The sequence below is a fragment of the Arthrobacter sp. MDB1-55 genome (assembly GCF_059092925.1).
In genome coordinates this window covers 1,347,788-1,368,049 of record NZ_JBNHID010000001.1, presented here as the reverse complement: position 1 = coordinate 1,368,049, position 20,262 = coordinate 1,347,788, and the positions used below count along the sequence as shown (strand labels likewise).

Here is a 20,262-nt window from a genome sequence, read left to right as displayed (position 1 = left end):
CGTGGACTTCGCAGCCTCCATTCGCCGCGAAAAACCGATACCTGCTCCCCTGGAGTCTTAGGTGCTCCTAAGTAGCAGCTCGCGCCCGCCGGAACAAAGATAGAAGACGGCGAGAGGAGTCCTGACATGAGTAGTGTGGACAGCTTCGGTTCCAAAGGCGTACTAGACGTCGCCGGTGCCGAATACGAGATTTTCCGGTTGAATGCAGTTGAAGGCGCCGAGAGCCTTCCGTACAGCCTCAAGGTTCTGCTCGAGAACCTGCTGCGCACCGAGGATGGTGCAAACATCACTGCGGATCACATTCGCGCACTCGCGAACTGGGATGCCGACGCCCAGCCAAACACCGAAATCCAGTTCACCCCGGCGCGTGTCCTGATGCAGGACTTCACCGGCGTGCCCTGCGTGGTGGACCTGGCGACCATGCGCGAAGCGGTGAAGGAGCTCGGCGGAGACCCGGCGCGCGTCAACCCGCTTGCACCTGCAGAAATGGTCATCGACCACTCCGTGCAGATCGACGTCTTCGGTAACTCCGATGCCATCCAGCGCAACATGGAAATCGAGTACGAGCGCAACGGGGAGCGGTACCAGTTCCTCCGCTGGGGCCAGACCGCGTTCGATGACTTCAAGGTTGTACCCCCGGGAACCGGCATCGTGCACCAGGTCAACATCGAGTACCTGGCGCGCACCGTGATGACACGTGAAGTTGAAGGTACCCTCCGGGCCTACCCCGACACCTGCGTCGGCACCGACTCGCACACCACCATGGTCAACGGCCTCGGCGTGCTCGGCTGGGGCGTCGGCGGCATTGAGGCCGAGGCAGCAATGCTCGGCCAGCCCGTTTCGATGCTCATTCCGCGGGTTGTCGGCTTCAAGCTCACCGGTGCCATCCCGGCGGGCGCAACTGCCACCGACGTCGTCCTCACCATCACGGAGATGCTGCGCAAGCACGGCGTCGTCGGCAAGTTCGTCGAGTTCTATGGCGAAGGTGTTGCCGAGGTTCCGCTGGCCAACCGCGCCACCATCGGTAACATGAGCCCGGAATTCGGCTCCACCGCAGCCATGTTCCCGATCGACGATGTCACCCTCGAGTACCTGCGCCTCACCGGCCGGTCCGAAGAGAGCGTTGCGCTGGTCGAGTCCTACACCAAGGAACAGGGTCTTTGGCATGATCCCTCGCGTGAGATCCGTTTCTCCGAGTACATCGAGCTGGACCTGTCCACGGTTGTTCCGTCGATCGCAGGCCCCAAGCGCCCGCAGGACCGTATCGAGCTGACCAAGGCCAAGGAACAGTTCCGCAAGGACATCCACAACTACACCGGAAGTGCCGACGAGGCCGCACTGGATGAAGCACTCGAAGAGTCCTTCCCGGCCTCGGACGTCCCGGCCATGACGTCGACCCTGAAGCATTCGGCCGCAGCGTCGGCCACCGGGCGTCCGTCCCGGGCGGTCACGGTGAACATGAGCGACGGCCGCGAGTTCGTGCTCGATCACGGTGCCGTCACCATTGCTTCGATCACCTCGTGCACCAACACCTCGAACCCGTCGGTGATGCTCGCTGCCGCCATCCTGGCGCGCAACGCTGTGGAGAAGGGCCTCACCTCCAAGCCCTGGGTCAAGACCTCTGTTGCCCCCGGATCGAAGGTTGTCACCGACTACTACGACAAGTCGGGCCTTACCCCGTACCTGGAGAAGCTTGGCTTCTTCATCGTCGGCTACGGCTGCGCCACCTGCATCGGAAACTCAGGGCCGCTTGAGGAAGAGATTTCCCACGCGATTCAGAACAACGACCTCTCCGTTGCCGCGGTGCTCTCAGGCAACCGCAACTTCGAAGGCCGCATCAACCCGGACGTGAAGATGAACTACCTCGCGTCACCGCCGCTGGTCATCGCCTATGCTCTCGCGGGCACCATGGACTTCGATTTCGAGAACGATGCACTCGGACAGGACGAGTCGGGCAACCACATCTTCCTACGGGACATCTGGCCGAATGCCACCGAGGTGCAGCAGGTCATCGATTCCTCGATCGACGAGGACATGTTCGCCAAGGGTTATGAGGGCGTGTTCGACGGCGACGACCGCTGGAAGGCGCTGGACACCCCCGAGGGTGACACCTTCGCCTGGAATACGGAGTCCACTTACGTCCGCAAGCCCCCGTACTTTGAGGGCATGCAGGCACAGCCGGAGCCGGTTGCCGACATCGAGGGTGCACGCGTCCTCGCGAAGCTCGGCGATTCGGTCACCACCGACCACATCAGCCCCGCGGGCTCGTTCAAGTCTGACAGCCCCGCGGGCCGCTACCTCCTCGAGCACGGCGTCGCCCGGAAGGACTTCAACTCCTACGGGTCCCGCCGCGGTAATCACGAAGTGATGATCCGCGGCACCTTCGCCAACATCCGCCTGCGCAACATGCTGCTGGACGGGGTGGAGGGTGGTTTCACCCGCGACTTCACCCAGACCGGGGGCCCTCAGGCGTACATCTACGACGCCGCCATGAACTACCAGGCCGCAGGCACACCGCTGGTGGTTCTGGCGGGCAAGGAATACGGATCGGGCTCCTCCCGCGACTGGGCCGCCAAGGGAACCGCGCTGCTCGGAGTGAAGGCCGTCATCGCTGAAAGCTACGAGCGCATTCACCGGTCCAACCTGATCGGGATGGGCGTACTGCCGCTGCAGTTCCCCGCCGGCCAGAACGCTGCCACTCTGGGGCTGACCGGTACCGAGACCTTCTCGATCGAGGGCGTCACGGAGCTGAACAACGGCAACACACCGGCCACCGTCAAGGTGACCGCCACACCGGAAGAAGAGGGCAATCCCGTGACGTTCGACGCGGTCCTGCGCATCGACACCCCGGGTGAAGCCGACTACTACCGCAACGGTGGAATCCTGCAGTACGTACTGCGCCAGCTGGCAGCAGCTTCCTGATTCACCAATTATCCAGAACACGCCGCGTCCGGTTCAGGACGCGGCGTGTTCTGCGTTGAGGGCAGGTCGGCTCCGAGCCAGGGCACGGGTGAGCAGTGGACCGCGTTAGAGTTAAGAGCGTGTGAGAACGCACCGGAGCCGCAGATCGCAAGTATCAGAAGGAGGCGCGATGGGACTTCTGGAGACCATCCACAGCCCACAAGACCTCACCAGGTTGTCCGGACAGCAGCTTTCCCGTCTGGCCGCGGAGATCCGGGCCTTCCTGATCCGGACCGTCTCACGAACGGGCGGCCACCTTGGTCCCAATCTTGGCGTCGTCGAGCTGACCATCGGCATCCATCGGGTGTTCGACTCGCCACGCGACAGCATCGTCTTTGACACCGGTCACCAGTCCTACGTTCACAAGCTCCTCACCGGCCGGCAGGATTTCGACTCACTCAGGCAACAGGGTGGTCTGTCGGGCTACCCCTCGCGCGCTGAATCAGTGCACGACGTCGTCGAAAGCTCGCATGCCTCGTCCTCCCTTTCATGGGCGGACGGCATCTCCCGTGCACGCCTTCTGAACGGGGAAGAGGACCGTACCGCCGTCGTCCTCATTGGTGACGGCGCGCTCACGGGCGGCATGGCCTGGGAAGCAATCAACAATATTGCTGCAGACAAGCGGCGCCGGGTGGTCATCGTCGTCAATGACAACGGGCGCTCCTACGCTCCGACGATCGGCGGTGTAGCGGACTATCTGGCGTCCCTGCGTCCCACTCTCGATTCCGTCCGCACCCACCGCGTGTATGAGGGAACCCTCGACTGGTGGAAGCGGAAGCTCCAAAACGGTGGACCGGTTGGCCGCTTTGCCTACAAGAGCCTGCACGCCACCAAGAAGGGCGTGAAGGACTGGTGGGCGCCGCAGGGACTGTTCGAAGACCTCGGCATGAAGTACATCGGTCCTATCAACGGCCACGACCTGGCGGCAGTGGAGCATGCGCTGACGCATGCCAAGAACTACGGCGGCCCGGTCATCGTCCATGCGATCACAGAGAAGGGGCACGGCTACGCTCCCGCTCGTGCCGACGAAGCAGATCAGTTCCACGCCGTCGGCATCATCGACCCCGAGACCGGTGAGCCGATCGGTGCTGCGGGCGCCCAATCGTGGACATCCGTCTTCGCCGAGGAGATCGCGGACATCGCCGATGAGCGCAAAGACATCGTCGGGATCACCGGCGCGATGCTCATTCCGGTGGGACTGCACAAGTTCGCTGCGAAGCACCCGGACCGCGTGTTCGACGTCGGCATCGCGGAACAGCATGCGCTCACCAGTGCTGCGGGCATGGCGTTCGGTGGTCTTCACCCGGTGGTGGCGCTGTACGCGACGTTCCTGAACCGTGCCTTCGACCAGCTCCTCATGGACGTCGCCCTTCACAAGGCAGGCGTGACCATCGTGCTGGACCGCTCCGGCGTGACAGGGCCTGACGGGGCCAGCCATCACGGCATGTGGGATCTCTCGATGCTCCAGATCGTCCCGGGTCTGCATCTGGCGGCACCGCGCGATGCCACCCGACTCCGTGAAGAGCTGCGCGAAGCCGTAGCCATCAGCGACGCGCCGTCGGTGGTGCGCTATTCCAAGGGCAACGTTGGAGCGGAAGTCGAGGCCATTGAGCGTCTCGAGGACGGCGTGGACGTCCTGTGCCGCCGGCCTGCAGGATCCCGGCACAACGATGTGCTGCTTGTCAGCGTGGGTGCCATGAGTGAATTGGCGCTTGATGTTTCGAACCGGCTGGGAGCGCAGGGCATCAGCTCCACGGTGATCGACCCCCGGTGGGTATTGCCTGTGGCCGCCTCAGTGATTTCCATGGCCGCGGACCACCGGATTGTCGTCGTGATCGAGGATGGAGTGCGCGCCGGAGGGGTAGGCTCGCGGATCCGTCAGGAAATGCGCTCGGCGGGGGTCGATACAGCGCTCAACGAGGTGGGCCTGCCGGTGGAGTTCCTTGACCACGGTTCGCGCAGCGAAGTGATGGAGCGGGTCGGACTCACCGCACGGAAGGTAGCACAGGACGTCGTCGAGCAGGTTCTTGGCACCAAGGTCCCGGTTGCCCGTCCGCTTCCCGGTGAGGTTCCCTCGGCCACGGGGCAGTTGCCTCAGCTCTGACCCACTGTGGGCCTGCCTTTCAGCCCAGGAATGCCTGGGAGAAACTGAAGAACACCGAGGCTGCTGCCGCCACCAGGAGAAGCACGGTGAGCGGCCATGCCCATTCGGCGAGGAATTGACGCAGGCCGGCGGGCGCGGGAAGGTCCCCGCAGATCACGTTGCGCGCCGTCAGCAGGACAGTGAGCACGATCATCACTGCCCAGACCACCATGCAGTACAGGCACAGGATATGGATCTCGAAGAGCGCCTGGCTCCACAGCCAGACGACGAACAGGAAGCCCAGGCCCACGCCGACCTGCAGTCCGCGCCAGTACCAGCGGGCCGGACGCGCACCGGAAAACAGGACCATCGCCGTCGTCAGAATGACGGTGAACGCCGCGATGCCGATCAGCGGGTTCGGGAACCCGAACAGTGCCGCCTGCCAGGTGCGGAAGACCTCTCCGCATGAGACGAAGGGGCTGATGTCGCAGGAGGTGACGTAGTTCGGGTCCTCGTAAAGGGCAAGCCGTTCAAGGACCAGCTGGCCCGAAGCCAGGAACCCGATGAACCCGCACACTGCGAATAGCCAGGCCACACCACGGTCAGAGGCGAAAGCCGGTATGCCACCGCCCTGCAAGCCGTTCACGCCCGTTGGGGCATCCCGGGCGTCGTCTTCCATGCACCCCTCCTGTGGTCATCCACCAGCGAGTCTAACCGGCGCTACAACGCCTTATGACGGGCATGTGAGACAATGAAGGTGGCTGGCGCAGGAACCACATTCCGGTGCCGGTCCAGTGACAGGCTTCCGGTTCTGCCGGCGACGCTCCTGCGGATTTTGGCACTTCATGGTGAACCCCGCAGAATCCGCCGGGCAGAACCCGCGCTGGTTTCAGCGATCGGGCAGGAAAAGCGCCACTGGTCTTCGAGTGATGCCGCGCCCCATGGTTGGCGCGACCTCGGATGACACAATAACGACTTCCGGGTGGCGCGTGCACCAACGCCGCGGACACCCGACCAAGCGCCTCGGGGCGCCGGAATGTGGACGGCGTTCCCGAGGGTGGAGCACAGCCAAATATGGATACAAACGCATCAGATACCTCAGAGGTCCTGACGGATGCAGTTGAGCACGTTGCACCGGAGCGCAAGGCGCCGCGTACGCGCCGGAAGAAGAACGACGACGACGTAGCCGAGCGTTCGGACGCGTCGCCGGCTGCCGCGGGAGACCCCGAGAACGCCCCGCAGCCTGCCCGCCGGCGCGCGCCGCGCCGCGCCGCAGCGTCCGAACTCACCTTGCCGGAGTCCCCATCCCAGCCGCCGTCGATCGGTGCCGAGCCGGACGCGGTACAGGCCGGAAGCCCCGCTGCCGAGGCGGGCGAAGCCGTCAGCGGCGAGGAGGGTGAAGGCGTTCCGGAAGAGCGGAAGCCCGTCCGCGCACGTCGGACCCGCAAGACAGCCCCTGCCGAGAGCCCTGAGCAGCAGTCATCTGAGGAGCCCGCTCCGGAGGAAGCAGCCGCTGAGCGACCGGTACGCCGCCGTCGTGCCAGCACCAAGGCCGCAGTCACCGAGGGCGCTGGAGCTGACGACGTCAGTGTCGCGGTGGAAACGTCCGAACCCGCGTCCGGCGACTCGGCAGACGAGCCGGCGTCGGAGCAGGCATCCCGGCCCCCGCGGTCAACCCGTTCGCGGAGCCGCCGGGCGACGGGCGGCACCGAGGCCACGGCTGAGGTGGCGCAAGCTGACACAGCGCCCCAGACCGCAGAGGCAGGCAGCGCAGCCGCTGAGGAACCGAAGGCCGGGACTCCCGATTCCGGGACCGAGCCGGCCGCTACCGCGCCGCACGCCGCCGCGTCTCCAGGGACTGACGGCGGAGCACCCGTCGCTGAAGCTGCCCCTCGCGCCCTGGATCCCTTCGCGGTTCCCGACTCACCGGTCTCCTTGCTGTTCCACGCACCGGACCTCACCGCCGTCGTGCCGCGGAATCAGCCGAAGACAGTCACACCCGAAGACACCGAAGATGACACCGAGGGTGACGACGACGGCCGCGGACGTCGTCGGAACCGGCGCAGCCGGAGCCGCAGCCGGGCTGTCGAAGGTGAGGCATCAGAGTCCGAGTCACGGAGCCAGGGGCCGGCAGAGTCCAGCGAGGAGAGCGAGTCGGTCACCTCCCGTCGTCGTCGTCGCCGTCGCCGCGGGGACGAAGACCTCGAACTGACCGGTGGATCGGACGATGACCCGCCCAACACCATCACGCGGGTGCGCGCGCCGCGGCAGAGCCAGGAAGCGCCGTCGGACCGCGTCACGAGCGTCAAGGGTTCCACACGACTGGAAGCCAAGAAGCAGCGCCGTCGTGAATCCCGCGATTCGGGCCGGCGCCGCCACGTGATCACCGAAGCGGAGTTCCTAGCGCGCCGCGAGTCCGTTGACCGCCAGATGGTGGTCCGCCAGAGCGATGACAGGATCCAGATCGCGGTCATGGAGGACGGCGTTCTTGCCGAGCACTTCGTGTCCAAGACCCAGCAGGATTCCCTGATCGGGAACGTCTACCTCGGCAAGGTCCAGAACGTCCTTCCCAGCATGGAGGCAGCGTTCATCGACATCGGACGCGGACGTAACGCCGTGCTGTATGCCGGAGAGGTCAACTGGGATGCAGCGGGCCTGGACGGACAGCCGCGCCGTATTGAACTGGCGCTGAAGTCAGGCGACTCGGTGCTGGTGCAGGTCACGAAGGACCCCGTGGGCCACAAGGGCGCGCGGCTGACCAGCCAGATTTCCCTGCCGGGCCGCTATCTGGTCTACGTGCCCGGCGGCTCCATGACCGGCATATCCCGCAAGTTGCCCGACGTGGAGCGCAACCGCCTCAAGCGGATCCTCAAGGACCGGTTGCCTGAGAATGCCGGCGTCATCGTGCGGACCGCCGCCGAGGGCGCCAGCGAAGAGGAACTGACCCACGACATCAACCGCCTCCGCTCGCAGTGGGAGACCATCGAGGGCAAGGCATCGTCCACCAAGACGCTGGCACCGGAACTCCTCTACGGAGAGCCGGATCTCACCATCAAGGTGGTGCGTGATGTGTTCAACGAGGACTTCTCCAAGCTGATCGTCTCCGGGGAAGAGGCGTGGGACACCATCGAGGCGTACGTGATGTACGTAGCGCCGGACCTCGTCGGCAGGCTCGAGAAGTGGACCCAGGACGAGGACATCTTCGCTGCCCGGCGCATCGACGAGCAGATCCACAAGGCACTGGAACGCAAGGTCTTCCTGCCTTCGGGCGGTTCGCTGGTCATCGACCGGACCGAAGCCATGACGGTTGTCGACGTCAATACGGGGAAGTTCACCGGTAGCGGCGGCAACCTTGAGGAAACCGTCACGAAGAACAACCTGGAAGCGGCCGAGGAAGTGGTCCGGCAGCTCCGGCTCCGCGACATCGGCGGCATCATCGTCATCGACTTCATCGACATGGTGCTCGAGGCGAACCGCGACCTCGTGCTGCGCCGCCTCGTGGAGTGCCTGGGCCGTGACCGGACCAAACATCAGGTTGCTGAAGTCACCTCCCTCGGCCTCGTGCAAATGACCCGCAAGCGCATGGGAACCGGTCTGCTTGAAGTGTTCGGCGAGAACTGCGAGCACTGCGGCGGACGCGGCGTCGTCACCCACGACGAGCCGGTCGAGCACCGCAGGCACGCCGTATCAACGGAGAACCACCAGCAGCACCTGCGGCAGGAAAAGATGTCCCGCAGCGAACGCAAGCGCCGCGCCAAAACCCAACAGGTCGAGGAGCACGTTCCCGCCCCCGAGCAGAAGACTGACGACGCCGAGCGTCAGGCGCGCGCCGAGGCCGCACGGGCAGCTCTCGCGAACATCGCTGCGGCGACTCACGCTGCGCATGAACACGACCACGACCACGATCACGAGGAGGCGGCAGCCGAAGCGCCGTCGTCGGGCCCTGTGCTGACGATCAACGGCGAGAAGGTGACGCTGCCGCGTGCGGAGAATGGGCCGGTCGTTCCCCGACCGGAGCCGGAGCTGACCCTCGAGAGCCTGACGGAAGCATTCAACCGCTTCCCGGCGGCCAGCGAGACCGAGCCTGATCCGGAACCCGCCTTCCGGGAGCGGAGCGGACAGACACCGGCTCGCAGCGTGACCGTTGAGCCCGCGCCGGAGATCTCACGTCCAGAGCCGGTGAAGCGCGAAACTCCCGCAGTGGACGCGGGTGCAGCGCCGACATCCGGTCGCCGCAACCGGAGGCATCGGGCCGCCAGCAGCGCGCAGGGCTCCGCCGTCAACGCAACTATCGAGCGCGCCGGCGAAGCGACGGCCGCCCCGTCGGGCGGAGCGCAGTACGTGGCGCGGGCCGAGAAACCCGCAGCCAAGCCGGAGAAGTCGGACGAGCCGATGATCCTGGGTGTCGGAGTGCCTGCCTCCGAGCTCTAGGTTCCGACACTTTCAGCGAACACGCCGTTCCCTTCCCCGAAGGGAGCGGCGTGTTCTGTTGTGAGGGTCAGCTTCTGTGACACGGCGCCTGAGCCCGAAACCAGACGGCCGGTCCGGGCAGGGGTAAGGTGGGACGAAGTGACACGCGGTGCCCGGTCCGGGCTGAGATAAGACGCGTTGAACCTGATCTAGAGATGGCCGCCGACACGCGGTCCTTGGCCTAGCGGAGGGATGTCGCGAATGAGTATTCGCACGCTCATGGAGCACACAGAATCATCAACCTACCCAGCACAGACGCGGACAATTCCGCGTGTCCTGAGTATTGCGGGTACCGACCCGACCGGGGGAGCGGGCATCCAGGCCGATCTGAAGAGCATCGGCGCGCAGGGCGGGTACGGCATGGCCGTGGTGACCTCCCTCGTTGCGCAGAACACCAGGGGAGTGCGGGCTGTCCACACGCCGCCGGCAGCTTTCCTTGCTGAGCAGTTGACCGCCGTCAGTGACGACGTGGTCATTGATGCGGTCAAGATCGGCATGTTGGGCGACGTGGAAACCATCCGGACGGTAGCCGGGTGGCTGCCCCGTGCGTCAGCTGCCGTCGTCGTGCTTGATCCGGTCATGGTGGCAACCAGCGGTGACAGGCTTCTGGCAACCGACGCCGAGGATGAACTGCGCGCGCTGATTCCGCTCGCCGATCTTGTGACACCGAACCTGCCCGAACTCGCCGTGTTGGTGGGTGAGCCGGTTGCCGAGACCTGGGAAGCTGCTCTGGAGCAGGGGCAGCGCCTCGCGGCGTCAACGGGAACGTCCGTTCTGGTCAAGGGCGGCCATCTCAAGGACCTCAGGGATGGAGGAGACACCGGGGAGGGAAATCGGGCGTGCCCGGATGCGTTCATCGACGCGTCCGACGGTGCCGGGACGGTGACGGAGGTCAGCGGCGCCAGGATCGCCACCCGCAACACGCACGGCACCGGATGCTCGCTCTCGGCTGCCCTCGCTACCGTCCAGGTGCGTACGCGCGACTGGCACGAGTCGCTGGTGATCGTCAAGAAGTGGCTGAGGGGCGCGCTGGAACGTGCCGACGAGCTGCAGGTGGGGGAGGGCAACGGTCCCATCCACCATTTCCATGAGTTCGAGCCGAGGCTCGGGGACAGGCCGCTCGTGGAACGTCCATTCAGCGAACAGGTCTGGGAGCTCACTGCCGGACACCGCAGCGCCATCGAGGCGCTCGGATTTGTGCAGGACCTGAGTGACGGTACCCTGCCCTCTGAACAGTTTGCCTACTATCTGGCACAGGACGCTCTCTACCTCCGTGAGTACTCACGGGTGCTGTCCAGGGCCAGTGCGCTGGCACCCACCGAGGCGGAGCAGCTGTTCTGGGCACGGTCCGCATTGAATTGCCTCGAGGTGGAGTCCGAGTTGCACCGGACGTGGCTTGCCGGACGAGAACTGACCGACACGCAGGGTCCCGTCACCAAGGCCTACGTCGATCATCTGCTGGCTGCCTCCGCCAATGGCGGGTACGCGGTGCTCGTGGCTGCTGTGTTGCCGTGCTTCTGGCTTTACGCGCATGTCGGCAGCGTTCTGCATGCGCGGTGGAGTGGTTCGAAGTCCGGACACGGGCACCCTTATGCGAGTTGGATGGAAACCTACGCCGATCCCGATTTTGCTGAGGCTACCGGGTGTGCGATTGCCTTCGCCGATGCGGCATTTGCCGGCGCGTCGGCGGGGGACCGAGCCGCTATGGTCGACGCTTTCGTTGCCTCCGCCTGGTACGAGCATGAGTTCTTCGACGCACCGACGCGTGTTGATTTGCGGGATACCGCAAAACTGCCGTAATCTAGATCTTCGGTGCTGCGCCCTTGTATGACTATTTTCGGGGCGTGGTTGTGCCGTGAGTGCACAGGCACCCCTCCGGCTGCGCTGCTAACAGCGTACGGTCCCGGAAACAGTAAGCAAACAGTTTTGATCGTCGAGAGAAGTGAGTTCCCAAGTGGTGTACGCGATTGTCCGCGCAGGCGGCCGCCAAGAAAAGGTTTCCGTGGGAGACCTCGTTACCCTTGACCGCGTCCCCGGTGAGGCCGGCAGCAGCTTCAAGCTGCCTGCTCTCCTTCTGGTCGACGGCGACAAGGTGACTTCAGCAGCACAGGACCTGGCAAAGGTCACTGTCACTGCCGAAATCGTCGAGAATCTTCGGGGCCCGAAGATTGTTATCCAGAAGTTCAAGAACAAGACCGGCTACAAGAAGCGCCAGGGTCACCGTTCAGAGCTCACCAAGGTCAAGATCACGGGCATCGCGTAACCCTCACACGGTTACTCGTTCCTCAGATTCTGTTCGAGAAAAAGGCAGGCATAACAGATGGCACATAAGAAGGGTGCGAGCTCCACTCGCAACGGTCGCGACTCCAACGCCCAGTACCTCGGCGTGAAGCGGTTCGGCGGACAGGTCGTTAAGGCAGGCGAAATCATCGTTCGTCAGCGCGGTACCCATTTCCACCCCGGCGCCAACGTTGGCCGTGGCGGCGATGACACGCTGTTCGCTCTGGAAGCCGGTGCCGTTGAATTCGGTACCCGCCGCGGACGCCGCGTTGTGAACATCGTGGGTGCGGCTGCCGAGTAGTACTCGCAACCGCACACCATAGCAGCGTTCACAAAAGCACTAGGGTGGGGTGAGCCAATCAGGCTCACCCCACCTTCTTTTAAGCCGGATAGACTCGGCACTGATGTGAGATTCTCAAGAGGAGTACACCGTGGCAAGCTTCGTTGACCGCGTAGTTCTGCACGTCTCGGGCGGCACCGGCGGACACGGGTGCGTCTCGGTCAAGCGGGAAAAGTTCAAGCCCCTGGGTGGCCCTGACGGCGGCAACGGCGGGGACGGCGGCGCCGTGATCCTGCGCGTTGACCCGCAGACGACCACTCTTTTGGACTACCACCACGCCCCGCACCGCCACGCTACGAACGGCGGCAACGGCATGGGCGACTGGCGGGAAGGCCGCAGGGGCGAAACCCTTATCCTGCCGGTCCCCGACGGCACTGTGGTCAAGTCCCCCGAGGGCGAGGTGTTGGCTGACCTCGTCGGCCCGGGCGCCGAATTCGTCGCCGCCGCTGGCGGGCAGGGCGGCCTCGGCAACTCCTCGCTGTCGTCGCAGAAGCGGAAGGCTCCCGGGTTCGCATTGCTGGGAATTCCCGGTGACGCACGCGACATCGTGCTCGAGCTCAAATCCATTGCGGACATCGCCCTCGTCGGATTCCCTTCGGCGGGCAAGTCCAGCCTGATTGCCGCCATGTCGGCCGCCCGGCCTAAGATCGCCGACTACCCCTTCACCACGCTGCGCCCCAACCTCGGGGTGGTGCAGGCCGGTGACGTCCGTTTCACCATCGCTGACGTCCCCGGACTCATTGAGGGTGCGAGCGAAGGCAAGGGACTGGGGCATGACTTCCTGCGCCACGTCGAACGTTGCGCCGCACTGGTCCATGTACTGGACTGTGCAGCACTTGAGACGGACCGGGACCCTCTACGCGACTTGGAGATCATCGAGGGCGAACTCGACCGATACGCCGTAGACATGAGCTATGCCGGGCCAGGCGGTGAGGTAGTGCCGCTCAACGAGCGTCCGCGCCTCGTGGCACTGAACAAGGTCGATGTCCCGGACGGCCGTGACATGGCCGAATTCGTTCGCCCTGAACTCGAGTCCCGTGGCTACCGCGTCTTCGAGGTGTCTGCCGCCAGCCACGAAGGACTCCGCCAGCTGGGGTTCGCCATGGCCGAGATTGTCCGCGATGCCCGCGAGAAGCTGGAAACAGCGCCGCCCGTTGTCACGCCCACCGTCCTGCGCCCCCGCGCGGTGAACGAGAAGGGCTTCGTCATCCGGCGCGAAGAGAAGAATCTCGAGCCGCTGTTCCGGGTGCTCGGTGAAAAGCCTGAGCGCTGGGTGAAGCAGACCGACTTCACAAATGACGAAGCGGTTGGCTACCTTGCCGACCGGCTCGCTAAGTTGGGCGTTGAGGAACAGCTCTTCAAGAGTGGAGCCAAGCCGGGGGATACCGTGGTAATCGGGGAAGGCGACGGCGTCGTCTTCGACTGGGAACCAACCATGATGGGTGGCGCTGAGCTGCTGGCCTCGCCCCGCGGTACTGACATCCGCCTTGAGGAGTTCGTTCGTCCCACACGCGAACAGAAGCGTGAGGATTACCAGAGCCGCAAGGACGCGCGTGCTGCTGCGCGGGCCGAGCTTGAGGCTGAAAGGAAGGCCGGCATCTGGACTGAGTCGGTCAACTACAAGCACTCAGGGCCTAAGGTTGCGAACGGCGAGAGCGGACCCGATGGCGGCACGGACAACGACGAAGTGTGACCGCACGGCCCTGTGTTGACCACTGGGGAACCAGACAGAAGGAATAGATGACCGCAAAGCGCCCGCTCAAGACCCGTTCCGGACTGGCGAAAGCCAAGAGAATAGTCGTCAAGGTAGGTTCGTCCTCTCTCACGTCACTCTCCGGAGGACTCTCCGACGAAGCGCTCTACGCTCTTTCCGATGTGCTTGCGGCCCGGCACAACGAGGGTACCGAGGTGATCCTCGTATCCTCGGGCGCAATCGCAGCTGGTCTTGCCCCGCTCGGGCTGGTGCGCAGGCCCAGCCAGCTGTCCTCCCAGCAGGCGGCCGCGAGCGTGGGACAGGGCCTCCTGATGGCCCGCTACACCCACGCCTTCGGCGCTCACGGCGTCACCGTCAGTCAGGTGCTGTTGACCCTGGACGACCTCATGCGGCGGAGCCACTACGCCAACGCGCACCGGGCCATGGAACGCTTGTTGAACTTCGGAGTGGTCCCGATCGTGAACGAGAACGACACGGTGGCGAGCTCCGAGATCCGTTTCGGGGACAACGACCGCCTTGCTGCCCTCGTGGCGCACCTGGTCAAAGCCGATGCACTCGTCCTGTTGTCCGATGTCGACTCGCTCTATGACGGTCCGCCCAAGGAAGGCGCGAAGCGCATTGCGGAGGTTCGCGGCCCCGAAGATCTTGAGGGCGTGAGTATCGGACGTACAGGCAAGGCGGGAGTCGGCACAGGCGGCATGGTGACGAAAGTTGAAGCCGCCACCATTGCTGCCTCATCCGGGATTCCCGCCCTCGTCACCTCCACAGCGAATGCAGGCCCTGCACTGGCCGGTGAAGACGTGGGCACCTGGTTCAGCACCAACGGCCGCCGCCAGCCCATCCGGCTGCTGTGGCTTGCCCATCTGGCCCGGATTCAGGGCACGCTGACGCTGGACGACGGCGCGGTCAGGGCTGTGGGGGAGAGACGCCGGTCGCTCCTGCCGGCAGGCATCGTGTCGGTGAGCGGCGAGTTCGAGGCCGGTGACCCGGTGGAAATGGTGGATGGCACCGGCACCGTCATCGCCCGCGGTCTGGTCAACTACAGCTCCTTCGAACTGCCGCGCATGCTTGGCAGGTCCACGCGGGAGCTTTCGCGTGAGCTCGGCCGGGAGTATGAACGGTCGGTGGTCCACGTCAACGACCTTGTGGTCCTGAACGCGGTAGCTTCCTCCTGAGCCCGGCTGGGGTTGGGCGGGCGCCCTCGCTAGACTGGAGCAATGACTGACGTGACCACACAGCAGACTGCCCAGCAGGCCATCACCGACCCAGAGAACGGCGACCAGCCGGGAACACCGGTGAACGTCGAGCAGGCTGTGCACGCCATCGCGGATCGCGCCCGGACCGCCTCGCGCGTCATCGCCCGCGCGAACCGATCCCACAAGGACAAGGCACTGAGCGCCATCGGGGAAGCGCTCGTCGCCAATCAGGAAGCCATTCTGCGCGCCAACCGGCAGGACCTGGAAGCGGGCCGCTCGAATGGCACCTCCAACGCACTCCTGGACCGGCTGAGCCTGAGCGAAGAGCGCATTGCCGGCCTCGCTGCCGCCCTCGAAAATCTCGCCGGACTGCCTGACCCCGTTGGCACCATCGAGCGTGGACAGACCCTGCCCAACGGCGTGAGACTGCGGCAGATCCATGTTCCGCTCGGGGTGGTGGCGGCTATCTACGAGGCACGTCCCAACGTCACGGTGGATATTGCGGGACTCGCACTGAAGAGCGGGAATGCGGTGATCCTCCGAGGCGGTAGTGCGGCCGCACATACCAACGCTGCGCTGCTGGGCATCATCCGTGACGCACTTGACCGAACGGGCCTGCCGGCGGACGCCGTCCAGACTGTGGACGAGTTCGGGCGTGAAGGCGCCAACGTTCTGATGAAGGCACGCGGGCGCGTCGATGTTCTGATTCCGCGCGGCGGCCACGACCTCATCCAGACCGTAGTCCAGAACGCAGCAGTCCCCGTGATCGAGACCGGCGAGGGCAACGTCCACATCTACCTCGACGAGAGCGCCGACGAGGAGATGGCGGTCGACATCCTGCTGAACGCCAAGACCCAGCGTCCCAGCGTCTGCAACACGGTCGAGACCCTTCTGGTCCATAAGGACGCGCAGGCAGCACCCGCAGTGTTGGAGGCGCTGTCCCGCGCCGGCGTGCGCATCCACGCGGACAGCCGCATCCAGGCGATCCTACCGCAGGGGGTCACGGCAGATACCGCGAACGACGACGACTGGGCGCGTGAGTACATGGACCTGGACATAGCGGTGGCCATGGTGGACACAGTCGATGAAGCACTGGAGCACATTCGGACATGGAGCACGGGGCACACTGAAGCCATCATCACCAACAACCTCACACACTCCGAGCAGTTCATCGCTGGAGTGGATTCCGCGGCGGTCATCGTCAACGCCTCCACGCGTTTCACCGATGGCGGCGAGCTGGGGCTCGGGGCGGAGGTCGGCATTTCCACGCAGAAGATGCACGCTCGCGGCCCGATGGGGTTGCGCGAACTGACCACCACAAAGTGGATCATTCAGGGCGATGGACAGATCCGCCGCTAGAACCGCGTCGCACGGCTGAGCGCGGAACGTTCGGCAGTGGAAGTCGAGCGGTACGCGGTTAGCGCGTAGGATAGTACGGATACTGTACTGAAACTAAGCGCTGACCCGCGCCCAGCCGCCGGGCTGGCCACGTCGTTCTCAAGGGGAGAAGAATGCTGAACCAGATCCTCAATGTTGCGGTGGTAGCAGGCGAGACCGCCGAGCACCACGCCGAGCTTCCCATGCCTGCGATCGCGTATGGCGCCATCATCATGGGGGCACTGCTCCTGCTGATGTTCGTGACCATCTCGTTCACCAGCCTCGGTCACCGCCACGAGGCGGTTGTCGAGCACGCCGATCCGCATCGTCAGCACCCCAACAAGCACGATCACGGCGAGACGTCCCAGCACTGATTTCCTTGACCGTTCCTTCCGCGTCCCCACCCGAGCAGGTGATCCATCCGAGTGCTCTCAGAACCGACGGTTCACGCCGCTGGCGCCTCGGGGTGATGGGCGGAACCTTTGATCCGATCCACCACGGTCACCTGGTTGCGGCAAGCGAAGTAGCAGCGGCGTTCGACCTGGACGAAGTGGTGTTCGTTCCTACCGGCCAGCCGTGGCAGAAGAACGTGAAGGAAGTCAGCCCAGCTGAGCATCGCTACCTGATGACTGTGGTGGCTACAGCGTCGAATCCACGGTTTACGGTGAGCAGGGTCGACATCGACCGGCCCGGCCCCACCTACACCATTGATACGCTGCGTGATCTTCACGCAACACGTCCGGAAGCGGAGCTCTTCTTCATCACGGGTGCTGATGCCATGGCTCAGATCCTGTCCTGGAAGAACGTTGATGAGCTGTGGTCGCTTGCGCACTTTGTCGGGGTGACCCGGCCGGGGCACGAGTTAAGCACGCAGCGGAAGGACGTCAGCCTGATGGAGGTGCCGGCGATGGCAATCTCCTCGACCGACTGCCGCCGAAGGGTCTCTGACGATGAGCCGGTCTGGTATCTGGTTCCGGACGGCGTCGTGCAGTACATCGCCAAGCATGGGCTTTACCGGAAGAACGGACCCAGCACGGGAGCGCCGGTCCAACCTGAAGTGTCCACAACAACATGACAATCACTGGGTGAAGAAGTAATGAGTAACGGTAACGAGTCCGCACAGAGCCGGAGGTCGCTCCGGCAGGCGCGCGCGACTTCTGCCGAGGATCAATCGCCGTCCCACGAAGGATCCGTCGAGACGCACCCGCCCGCGAACCCGCCGGCGCCGCCTTCCGGCAAAACCGCTGAAGCGGGCGTTGCAGTCGCGCCGATCCGCGAGCGCCGCAGCAGACGCGCAGCCGACGCCCCCGTTGACGCTCCGCCGAAACAGCCTTCCACGGAACGGATCTCGCAGGCACGCGCCCGGGATCGCGAGATGCTCCGTAACTACCGTGCGTTGGCGGAGCAGCAGGCTGAGCAGCCCTCGAGCATCCCCACCCGGCGTCAGCTTCGTCTCCAGCAGCAGGCTGCCCGTGAAAAGGCGCTGCAGGCTGATGGGCCAACGACTGCAGCTCAGGCTTCCCAGCTCTCAAACGCCGATCTGGATGAGATGACGGTGGAGCAGGCACTCGCAGCCAGGGAAGCGATCATCAACCAGGCCCAGAACCAGGTCGCGGTGATGGAAGCAGCCGCCAAGGATGACCCTTTCTCCGTGGATCTGGAGATCCTTGCGCAGCAGAAGGCGCTGGCCGAACGGGCCGCAGTGCTCAACACGCGTGCCCAGAAGATCCAGCAGCTGACACAGGAGAACCGCCAGCGTAAGCCGCTGCTGAATGACCCTACGACCGCACACAATCTCTCGATAGTCTCGCCGGTGGAATTCGTACGTGCCGTTCCCGAGAGCCCGGACGCGCCCGCACCGTCGACATCCCACATTCCCGTCGTCACAGCCAGGGATGTCCAGCCAGTCATTACCGCGCCCGCTGTCCCAACCCGGCCGCCGTCGTCCGCTACATCGCCCGACTCCGTCGGACGGTCGCACGTTCTCGCGCAGGCTGAGGCGATGGTGCGTGAGCAGCGCCGTCCCGGGTCCGACGGCGTCACCCCCATCCGTGCGCGCAGCGCCTACGGACTTGAGCCTCTTGACGCCATGACCGCGGGCCTGGCCCGGGTTCAGCGCATGCGGATACTGCAATATTCGGTAGTTGGACTGGGCGCACTCGCGCTCATCACCGGAATCATGATGATTGTCGGCGGCTTCGGCGGCTGACCACACCCTAGGAGATTAGTGAGCGCATCGGAATCGTCCATTGCAATTGCCCGCACCGCAGCACGCGCGGCGACGGACAAGATTGCACAGGACATCGTGGCCATGGATGTGAGTGAACGCCTCGCGATCACTGATGTCTTCCTCGTGGCCTCGGCCCCCAGCGAACGGCAAGTCAACGCAATCGTTGACGGCATCGAAGAGGAACTCGCCAAGCAGGACCTGAAGCCCGTGCGCCGTGAGGGCCGGAGCGAAGGCCGCTGGGTGCTGCTTGACTATGCAGAGGTGGTTATTCACGTCCAACACCAGGAGGACCGGGTTTTCTACGCCCTCGAACGCCTGTGGGGAGACTGCCCCAAGGTGGACCTTCAGATCGAGGATTCAGGACGGACTGTCTCTGCTGACGGCGCTGGCGAAGACCCTGCTGAAGCTGGTTCCCCGGACGCTGCGCGCGCAGACGCCGAGTGAGTCCGCGGGCCGTAGACAGCGCGGCGGGGGACTCCGCTCCTGAGGGCCGGAGGATCGTCTTCTGGCGCCACGGGAGGACCGAGTGGAATGCCCGCGGGCTCTTCCAGGGGCAGGAGGACATCGCCCTCGACGACCTCGGCAGGCAGCAGGCGACGCAGGCCGCCTACGAGCTGAAGCACTTTTCGCCGTCGCTTATTGTGTCATCGGACCTGGAGCGGGCGCGTGACACCGCTGCGGCCTTGAGCGTCGCCACCGGCGTCTCGTCCGGCACCGACCCACGGTTCCGGGAGACCTACGCCGGGCGCTGGCAAGGATTGGCTTTCGCTGAGATCGGCCGCAGGTTCCCCGAGGATCAGCGGGCGTGGCACGAGGGTGACCCGCGGGTTGCCGCCGGCAGGGGAGAGAGTCGGCTGGAGGTCGGCGAGCGGATGAAGGCAGGAACGCTCGACGCCGTTGCCGCCCTGCAGCCCGGGCAGACTCTCGTTGTGGTCAGCCATGGGGGAGCCATCCGTGCAGGGGTTGCCGCTTTGATGGGCATTCCGCCGGAGTTGTGGGGCTCACTGGCAGGAGTAGCGAACTGTCACTGGTCCGTGCTCGAGGAGTTGAATCCGTCGTTGTCGGGTGTCACGCCACGATGGCAATTGACTGAGCACAACGTCGGTCTTGCGTCCATGCCCTCCACACCGCTGGAAGGCTGAAATCCGCGGAGATTCGCCGATTTTGCGGGACCAGAAAAATTGTCTAAACTGGACAAGTTGCTTCGGCCGGTAAGGGCCAGGAAACAAGTTTGGGGCTGTGGCGCAGCTGGTAGCGCACCTGCATGGCATGCAGGGGGTCAGGGGTTCGAGTCCCCTCAGCTCCACCAATGATCCGCTGGAACAAAGGGAGAAGCCCTGTTCCAGCGGATTTCTTTATGTCTGCACCGTGCGCTCTTGGTGCAGCTAAAACTATGGCATGAAGGCGCTCACACATGCTTTGGGGAAGGTGCGGATCATCTCGGGTGAAAAGGCGGGTAGTAGGGCGCGTCGGAGGTTCTTACTTACTTCCATAGGTTGACGTCGAGCTCGGTGCTCCGTCCGGGACTGTCCAGGAGCGCGATTCCTCCGCTATTGCGGTCTCCGACCAGGACGACCCGCAAAAGGGGTAGAGAAAGGGCAAGGTTTGCAG

The 20,262-nt window shown here is 64.6% G+C and carries 15 protein-coding genes, 1 tRNA gene and 1 riboswitch; of the genes, 15 read left to right on the top strand and 1 reads right to left on the bottom strand.

Translation table 11 applies throughout. The features are described 5' to 3' along the window. Positions 1–126 precede the first annotated feature (126 nt). Positions 127–2,922: an aconitate hydratase AcnA gene (gene acnA / locus AC5RU3_RS06500; protein ID WP_493965074.1), complete on the top strand. Its 2,796-nt coding sequence runs from the start codon at positions 127–129 to the stop codon at positions 2,920–2,922. 169 nt (positions 2,923–3,091) lie between these two features. Next, positions 3,092–5,065 carry a 1-deoxy-D-xylulose-5-phosphate synthase gene (gene dxs, locus AC5RU3_RS06495; RefSeq protein ID WP_309071051.1) on the top strand — a complete coding sequence of 658 codons (1,974 nt, stop codon included), beginning with the start codon at positions 3,092–3,094 and terminating at the stop codon, positions 5,063–5,065. Between the two features lie 19 nt (positions 5,066–5,084). On the opposite strand, the gene AC5RU3_RS06490 is transcribed toward dxs, so the two are convergent. Then, the gene (locus tag AC5RU3_RS06490; RefSeq protein ID WP_309071050.1) at positions 5,085–5,723 is read right to left on the bottom strand and encodes a vitamin K epoxide reductase family protein; all 639 of its coding nucleotides are present in this window, start codon (positions 5,721–5,723) and stop codon (positions 5,085–5,087) included. A 395-nt stretch (positions 5,724–6,118) separates the two neighbouring features. Here AC5RU3_RS06490 and AC5RU3_RS06485 point away from each other — a divergent pair, with 395 nt between their 5' ends. From AC5RU3_RS06485 to AC5RU3_RS06425, 13 genes are all read left to right on the top strand, one after another. Further along, a complete protein-coding gene (locus AC5RU3_RS06485; protein WP_493965073.1) occupies positions 6,119–9,475 on the top strand; it encodes an Rne/Rng family ribonuclease in 3,357 nt (1,118 codons plus the stop codon). Positions 9,476–9,609: 134 nt separating this feature from the next. After that, positions 9,610–9,724, top strand: a riboswitch (TPP riboswitch). Further along, positions 9,716–11,314: a bifunctional hydroxymethylpyrimidine kinase/phosphomethylpyrimidine kinase gene (locus AC5RU3_RS06480; RefSeq protein WP_375164392.1), complete on the top strand. Its 1,599-nt coding sequence runs from the start codon at positions 9,716–9,718 to the stop codon at positions 11,312–11,314. It overlaps the preceding riboswitch by 9 nt. A 154-nt stretch (positions 11,315–11,468) precedes the next feature. Further along, positions 11,469–11,777: a 50S ribosomal protein L21 gene (gene rplU / locus AC5RU3_RS06475; protein ID WP_309071058.1), complete on the top strand. Its 309-nt coding sequence runs from the start codon at positions 11,469–11,471 to the stop codon at positions 11,775–11,777. Positions 11,778–11,834: 57 nt separating this feature from the next. Beyond that, a complete protein-coding gene (rpmA, locus tag AC5RU3_RS06470; protein WP_026545518.1) occupies positions 11,835–12,095 on the top strand; it encodes a 50S ribosomal protein L27 in 261 nt (86 codons plus the stop codon). A 130-nt stretch (positions 12,096–12,225) separates the two neighbouring features. Then, positions 12,226–13,827 (top strand): GTPase ObgE, encoded by a 1,602-nt coding sequence (gene obgE, locus AC5RU3_RS06465; RefSeq protein ID WP_458117014.1) that lies wholly within the window; start codon positions 12,226–12,228, stop codon positions 13,825–13,827. 47 nt (positions 13,828–13,874) lie between these two features. After that, entirely contained in the window at positions 13,875–15,023 is a 1,149-nt protein-coding gene (gene proB / locus AC5RU3_RS06460) for a glutamate 5-kinase (protein ID WP_493965072.1), read from the top strand. 42 nt (positions 15,024–15,065) lie between these two features. After that, positions 15,066–16,403, top strand: coding sequence for a glutamate-5-semialdehyde dehydrogenase (locus AC5RU3_RS06455; protein WP_493965071.1), 1,338 nt, complete (start codon positions 15,066–15,068; stop codon positions 16,401–16,403). A gap of 152 nt (positions 16,404–16,555) precedes the next feature. After that, positions 16,556–16,795 (top strand): hypothetical protein, encoded by a 240-nt coding sequence (locus AC5RU3_RS06450; protein WP_309071045.1) that lies wholly within the window; start codon positions 16,556–16,558, stop codon positions 16,793–16,795. A 41-nt stretch (positions 16,796–16,836) separates the two neighbouring features. Then, entirely contained in the window at positions 16,837–17,496 is a 660-nt protein-coding gene (gene nadD, locus AC5RU3_RS06445) for a nicotinate-nucleotide adenylyltransferase (RefSeq protein ID WP_309071057.1), read from the top strand. A 21-nt stretch (positions 17,497–17,517) separates the two neighbouring features. Then, positions 17,518–18,630 (top strand): hypothetical protein, encoded by a 1,113-nt coding sequence (locus AC5RU3_RS06440; RefSeq protein ID WP_309071044.1) that lies wholly within the window; start codon positions 17,518–17,520, stop codon positions 18,628–18,630. 18 nt (positions 18,631–18,648) lie between these two features. Further along, the gene (gene rsfS / locus AC5RU3_RS06435) at positions 18,649–19,095 is read left to right on the top strand and encodes a ribosome silencing factor (protein ID WP_493965070.1); all 447 of its coding nucleotides are present in this window, start codon (positions 18,649–18,651) and stop codon (positions 19,093–19,095) included. Further along, positions 19,092–19,793, top strand: a complete 702-nt coding sequence (locus tag AC5RU3_RS06430; RefSeq protein ID WP_493965069.1) for a histidine phosphatase family protein — start codon at positions 19,092–19,094, stop codon at positions 19,791–19,793. The genes rsfS and AC5RU3_RS06430 overlap by 4 nt, the downstream gene beginning before the upstream one ends. Positions 19,794–19,884: 91 nt before the next feature. After that, positions 19,885–19,960, top strand: a tRNA-Ala gene (locus tag AC5RU3_RS06425). Positions 19,961–20,262: the final 302 nt, after the last annotated feature.

Bases quoted from the DNA above. Each gene is read 5' to 3' on its own strand.
- AC5RU3_RS06450 (WP_309071045.1), top strand. From the start codon at position 16,556: ATGCTGAACCAGATCCTCAATGTTGCGGTGGTAGCAGGCGAGACCGCC.
- AC5RU3_RS06480 (WP_375164392.1), top strand. From the start codon at position 9,716: ATGAGTATTCGCACGCTCATGGAGCACACAGAATCATCAACCTACCCA.
- dxs (WP_309071051.1), top strand. From the start codon at position 3,092: ATGGGACTTCTGGAGACCATCCACAGCCCACAAGACCTCACCAGGTTG.
- AC5RU3_RS06490 (WP_309071050.1), bottom strand. From the start codon at position 5,723: ATGGAAGACGACGCCCGGGATGCCCCAACGGGCGTGAACGGCTTGCAG.
- rpmA (WP_026545518.1), top strand. From the start codon at position 11,835: ATGGCACATAAGAAGGGTGCGAGCTCCACTCGCAACGGTCGCGACTCC.
- AC5RU3_RS06455 (WP_493965071.1), top strand. From the start codon at position 15,066: ATGACTGACGTGACCACACAGCAGACTGCCCAGCAGGCCATCACCGAC.
- proB (WP_493965072.1), top strand. From the start codon at position 13,875: ATGACCGCAAAGCGCCCGCTCAAGACCCGTTCCGGACTGGCGAAAGCC.
- acnA (WP_493965074.1), top strand. From the start codon at position 127: ATGAGTAGTGTGGACAGCTTCGGTTCCAAAGGCGTACTAGACGTCGCC.
- AC5RU3_RS06440 (WP_309071044.1), top strand. From the start codon at position 17,518: ATGAGTAACGGTAACGAGTCCGCACAGAGCCGGAGGTCGCTCCGGCAG.
- AC5RU3_RS06485 (WP_493965073.1), top strand. From the start codon at position 6,119: ATGGATACAAACGCATCAGATACCTCAGAGGTCCTGACGGATGCAGTT.